Annotated in this window: 3 protein-coding genes; 1 reads left to right on the top strand and 2 read right to left on the bottom strand. The window is 36.8% G+C overall.

The window, feature by feature from the left end; all coding sequences use genetic code 11:
* Window positions 1–649: 649 nt before the first annotated feature.
* Window positions 650–1,789, top strand: a complete 1,140-nt coding sequence (locus tag AC3WJF_RS22905) for an HAD family hydrolase (RefSeq protein ID WP_492456388.1) — start codon at window positions 650–652, stop codon at window positions 1,787–1,789.
* Window positions 1,790–1,842: 53 nt separating this feature from the next.
* Here AC3WJF_RS22905 and serA read toward each other — a convergent pair whose 3' ends face one another.
* Together serA and AC3WJF_RS22895 are read right to left on the bottom strand one after the other, a co-directional pair.
* The gene (gene serA, locus AC3WJF_RS22900) at window positions 1,843–3,459 is read right to left on the bottom strand and encodes a phosphoglycerate dehydrogenase (RefSeq protein WP_492456386.1); all 1,617 of its coding nucleotides are present in this window, start codon (window positions 3,457–3,459) and stop codon (window positions 1,843–1,845) included.
* A complete protein-coding gene (locus AC3WJF_RS22895; protein ID WP_492456385.1) occupies window positions 3,444–4,607 on the bottom strand; it encodes a pyridoxal-phosphate-dependent aminotransferase family protein in 1,164 nt (387 codons plus the stop codon). Before AC3WJF_RS22895 ends, serA begins: the two co-directional genes overlap by 16 nt.
* Between the last annotated feature and the right edge of the window lie 1,114 nt (window positions 4,608–5,721).

The raw sequence follows: 5,721 nt of genomic DNA, 5'->3' as shown, positions 1-5,721 counted from the left end.
CGCCTGAATTATGAAGAGTAGTGCCTGAATAATTTGAGGAACGCCTGAATTATGAAGAGTAGTGCCTGAATTAATTTGTAGAACGCCTGAATTATGAAGAGTTGCTACCTGATAATTTGAGGAATGCTGAATAATGATGAGTTGCTGCCTGATAATTTGAGGAATGCCTGAATTATGAAGAGTAGTGCCTGAATAAATTGAGGAACGCCTGAATTATATTGAGTAGTGCCTGAATTAATTTGTGGAACGCCTGAATTATGAAGAGTAGTGCTTGAATTAATTTGAGGAACGCGTGAATTATGAAGAGTTGTGCCTGAATTAAATTGTGGAACGCCTAGATTATGTTGAGCTGTGCCTGAAAATTTGAGGAATGCCTGAAATATGAAGAGTAGTGCCTGAATTAAATTGTGGAACGCCTGAATTATGATGAAACAACTCGAGGTAGGTACACTATATTTGGAGATTTCGATTCAATCCACCAGTAAAGTGGGATGAGGGACGGTTCCCTTGTCCCATTTTTTTGATAGAATGAGAGACCCGGTCCATTTAACTATTCCCTTTTGCCCTTTTTTTCTAAAGCTAACGTGTATTTAACTTTACTGTGATAAACTAGTGAGATAAAACTGTCTAGTGGTAGGAGGAATTGTCGTTGGTTCAAACTATTTTATTTGATGTTGATGGTGTTTTATTGAGTGAAGAACGATATTTTGATGCGTCTGCCTTAACGGTTTGGGAGCTTTTGAACAGTGATAATTATCTAGGGATAGCTCCCGAAAAATTTAAAACGAGTTATTCTGATGATGAAATTACGAGCATTAGAAAACAGGTTTTTGAAGAAGAGGACCAGATTTTAAAATTTTTTAAATCAAGAGGCTTAAATGCCAATTGGGATATGATTTATATCACATTTAGTTATCAACTCATCCATCTTTTATCACAAATCAATGATCAAGAACATTCTCGAATTGAGAATTGGTTTAAAAATGAAATTGAAAGAAAGACGTTGCTGGAAATAAAAGATGTTTTGCAACAATACCAGGTTGAAATTCATTTTAATAGATTTTTAAAGGATTTTAAAAAATTTCCGCAAACTAAGCGAGATTTATTTGTCGTTCTGGATAAGCTTGTGGAAGAAAAGCTAGGAGTCAAATCAGAGATTTTTAAACAAAAAGGATCACTTTGGTCCATTTGTGAGCATTGTTCCCAAGAATGGTATGTTGGGGACAAAAATATATTAGCGTCCACTGGGAGGCCATCGGTTCAAACAGGTAAAAAAGGATTTTTAGCGGATGAGAAAGTGCTGGCAACACCTGAGGAAATTACAGATATGTTTCAATTCTTAAGAGACTCTGGCGTTTCTATAGGAATAGGTACGGGTAGACCGGAACTAGAAACGATTGAGCCATTTGCAGCATTAGGGTGGCTGGATCAATATAACGTTCAGCATATTGTTACAGCTGATGATGTATTAAAAGCAGAGAATACTATAGGTAAAGGCATTGCTTTGGCAAAACCGCATCCATTTACTTACTTAATGGCACTGAAAGGAAAAAGTGCAACAATAGATGAGGTGTTAAATCTAGCCTTGCCAATTGAAAATGGCAATGAAGTATTAATTGTCGGAGATTCTCTTGCAGATCTATTGGCTGCACAAAAAATGGGCTGCCGATTCGCTGCCGTGTTAACCGGACTCTCCGGGAAGGATGCACGGACAGAATTCGAAGAACAAAACGCGGAATTTATTCTAGACTCCGTACTGGATATAAAAAAATTGGTTACAAGCATTTGAAAATAAGAATAAATACAATCTGGTGCCTGACACCAGATTGTATTTATTCTAAATTAAAAAGTTGTCTCTTCCAGGATGTATCCAGAATTTAGCTCGAGGATTTGGATGTCTTTGATGCCTTTTAAGGATTGGATTTGAATTGCAACAGAATCATCTATCTTCTTATCTAATGTAAGTATCATGATGGCTTCACCTCCAACAGTGGTTCTGCCTACTTGCATGGTACCGATATTTACGTTATGGTCACCTAAAATAGATCCTACATGGCCAATCATCCCCGGTATATCGTGATGTTTAATGTAGAGGAGATGCCTTTCCGGTTTTACATCAATTCGATAGTCATCGATTATCACGATTCTTGCCCCCAAGCCATGTATAGAAGTTGCGGCGATATTCACCTTTTTGCCACTTTTATACAAAGTCAGCTCCATATAATTTGAAAAGCCCTTATTAGATACCTCTTTTTGAATTTGGTAATGAACCCCTTGCTCTCTTAATAGATGAAATGCATTAATAAGATTCACAGAATCACTGAGGTGATGGGATAAGACGCCTTTAATGATGGAGCGAGTCAGAAGACTGGTATCCTCATCTAATAGCTCTCCGAAATAGGCGATTTGAATTTTTTCTGGTGCGGTTTTTAATAATTGAATTGCGATTCGAGCCATCTGCTCCCCAATTTGTAAGTAAGGCTGCATTCTTGCCTGGGATTCACTTGTAATTTGCGGCATGTTAACGGCAGAACGAATCGATTGATATTCACATATATTGATGATTTCAGCACTAACCTCTAAAGCAACTTTTTCCTGTGCTTCTTCTGTAGATGCTCCGAGATGCGGGGTTACAATAACATTAGGGTGATTCAATAATTCGAAATTCGCCGGTGGCTCTTGTTCAAATACATCGAGCGCTGCGCCAGCAATTTTACTTGATTGCAAGCCTTCTAGTAAGGCACTTTCATCAATAATACCGCCGCGGGCACAGTTGATGATTCGGACACCATTTTTCATTTTTTGAATATAAGATTCATTTACTAGACTTTTTGTCTCTTTTATCAGAGGTGTATGGATGGTGATAAAATCAGAACGCTCAGCGATTTCATCTAAATTTGCTTTTGTAATCCCGAGTTTATTCGCCCTATCCTCACTAAGGTACGGATCATAGGCCAAAATATTCATCTGAAAACTTTTCGCACGTTTAGCAACCTCTGTGCCGATTTTTCCCATACCGATAATGCCTAGCGTCTTTTCATACAGCTCAATACCTTGATATTTTTTTCGTTCCCAATTTCCATTGATGGTGGACTGATGGGCATGAGGAATTTTTCTAGCTAAAGATAGCAGCATTGCCATGGTATGCTCTGTAGCGGCTATTGTATTCCCACCGGGAGCATTTATGACAATTATTCCTCTTTTCGTTGCTGCATCCACATCAATATTATCAACGCCAACTCCTGCACGTGCGATAATTCTTAAACGTGGTGCAATGTCTATTAATTCCATTGTTACATTTGTTTGGCTACGCACAATGAGAACATCATAGTTTCCTATTATTGAAAAAAGTTCATTTGTTTGCAGCTGATCATAACGGTCGACCTCAAAATTCGGATGTTCATATAACGGCAATAGCCCGCTCTCACTAATAGCATCTGTCACTAGCACTTTATACAATCTCTCCAAACCTCCTCGGCTCTAGCTATTGCTTTACCTAATACATTCTTACCCAATAGGTCTGATTGAATCATTTCCAATCCTGTTAGTACTTTTAAAACATCATATGGTGTGGAATATCCCATATGCCCGATTCGCAGAATTTTTCCATTTAAATGCTTTTGTCCACCAGCAATGACAATTCCAAATCTTTTCTGTAAACCCTGTTTGATTGGTACTAAAGTATTTTCCTCTGGTTGAATAGATGTTACAGTAGGGGAGGCGATATCATCAGCTACAAAAAGCGGGATTTCAATCTCATTCAGCCCGTTTCGCAGCATTTCTTTCAATAGCTGATGCCGCGCAATTACATTCTCAAATCCTTCTTCCTCTATCAAACTACAAACCTCACGTGCCCCCGCAATTAAGGATACAGCTGGTGTAAAGGGAGTGGAGGTTTCTTCATAATAAGAAGTCAAATAGCGGTTTAAATCAAAATAAAATCGTTTTGTCCTACAGTTTTTAACGGTTTCTCTGGCTTTCCTATTCAACGCAATAAAAGCTAATCCAGGTGGGAGCATAAGCGCTTTTTGCGAGCCGGAAACAAGTATATCAATCTGCCAGTCTTCCATATCAGCTGGAACGGCTCCAATACAGCTAACTCCATCTACAATAAAAAGGGTATCTGTATATTGTTTTGTTATCTTTCCTAAATCTTTAATAGGATTTAAAACCCCGGTAGACGTTTCGCAATAGGTGGCGAAAACGGCTTTAATTGGAACATCCAACGATTTCAAATAGCTTTCTAATTGATCTGGTTCACATGCTCTGCCCCATTCAATATTTAAGCAGTGAACATTTGCTCCGAACGCTCCGCAAATTTTTGCAAACCGTTCACCGAAAGCACCAGTAACGATCACTACAACATGGTCACCATCTTCTACAATATTGCATGTTGCTGCCTCCAATGCAGATGTACCAGTGCCCGTAACTAGTAAAACAGGATCCTTTGCCCCAAAGATAGGCATAAGTCTTTTAGAAACATCCTCAAGTAAATACGAAAATGCCTTGCTTCGATGGGCAATCATCGGCTCGTTCATAGCAAGTTTCACTCGGTCAGATATTGGCGTAGGGCCGGGCGTGAACAAAAATTGTTGATTAAATAGCATCCATTCATCATTCCTTTCAATATAGGTTCTTTTCTTAAACTATGTTGCTTTTATATTAGAAAATAGTATAAACTGCTTCATTCACCTTTAGAATAGGTATCTTTTTTAAGAAAAGATGCCCCGAAACTAGTCTATGTTAGGAGTTAAAACAATTTGCGAAAAGCAACAATTTATTCGAAAACAGCCATTAAGAAAATAAAAACACCCCTTATAACAGACATTGCTGCCTATAATAAGGGGCATGGGGAAACGCGGTACCACCCTCGATTTTGTTACCTTATCATGTAGTAACCTCATGAAACCAGCCTAAACAATTTTAAGTAAAATCAGGGACCTGTCTCAAAGGTCTTAGCGCTAAAAATCCGCATTTTCGGGATTGTATCCCTTTACAAAGAAGGCATCCTTTAAATGGATGCTTAAATCAATTAATATAATCAATTATCAAACTACGTTTCACTTTTTAAAGTTGTTTTTAGTTAAAGTTCCATTAAACAATAACTTCATATATACGTAGCCACATATAGAAATTATTACAAAAAATACTAGTTGTTTTATGATCATAGGTACAATTAGATCTGAAAATATCCATAAAGCTAGTGTTAGAATAACAATCAATTCACATAATAAAACTTTCAATCTTATTTTTGGCTGTATAAGCTTACTTTTTTTACTTAGAGATATTCCACCTAACAATGATAAGATTAACCAAAATAAATACATATCTTGATTTATTGTGTAACCAAATAACGGAACGCCTATTAATGTATAAGTTATTACTGAAAATCGTTGTAATTTTTGAGAAGCCTGATCTAATTGATATTTCTTTTTGATATTACCACGTCCCTTGGTAATAAGTTGGGAAAGGACCGTTCCACTTTATCCCTATATAAATACCTTTTTTCCAGCACCCACCGACTCTCTTTAGTCTTTTCTCCATACCATCGTCATCATAACCTTTTTCTGATATTAGATTGTTTAGAATATTCTATCCAAATACTTTAGTTTTGTAAATAAGTAATCAAAAAATGAAAATTTTTTATTTACAATATATTCACGAAAAAATAATTTCTGTAAAATTAACATTGAAGAAAAAAGTTTCCTAAACAATATATAA

It is taken from the genome of Heyndrickxia sp. FW510-T9 (assembly GCF_058781025.1).
Note: the sequence above shows the minus strand (reverse complement) of the source record. Positions and strands in the feature narration are given on the sequence as shown.

What these genes read in the sequence shown, in the direction of transcription:
- AC3WJF_RS22895 (WP_492456385.1), bottom strand. Translation starts at nt 4,607, where the DNA reads ATGCTATTTAATCAACAATTTTTGTTCACGCCCGGCCCTACGCCAATA.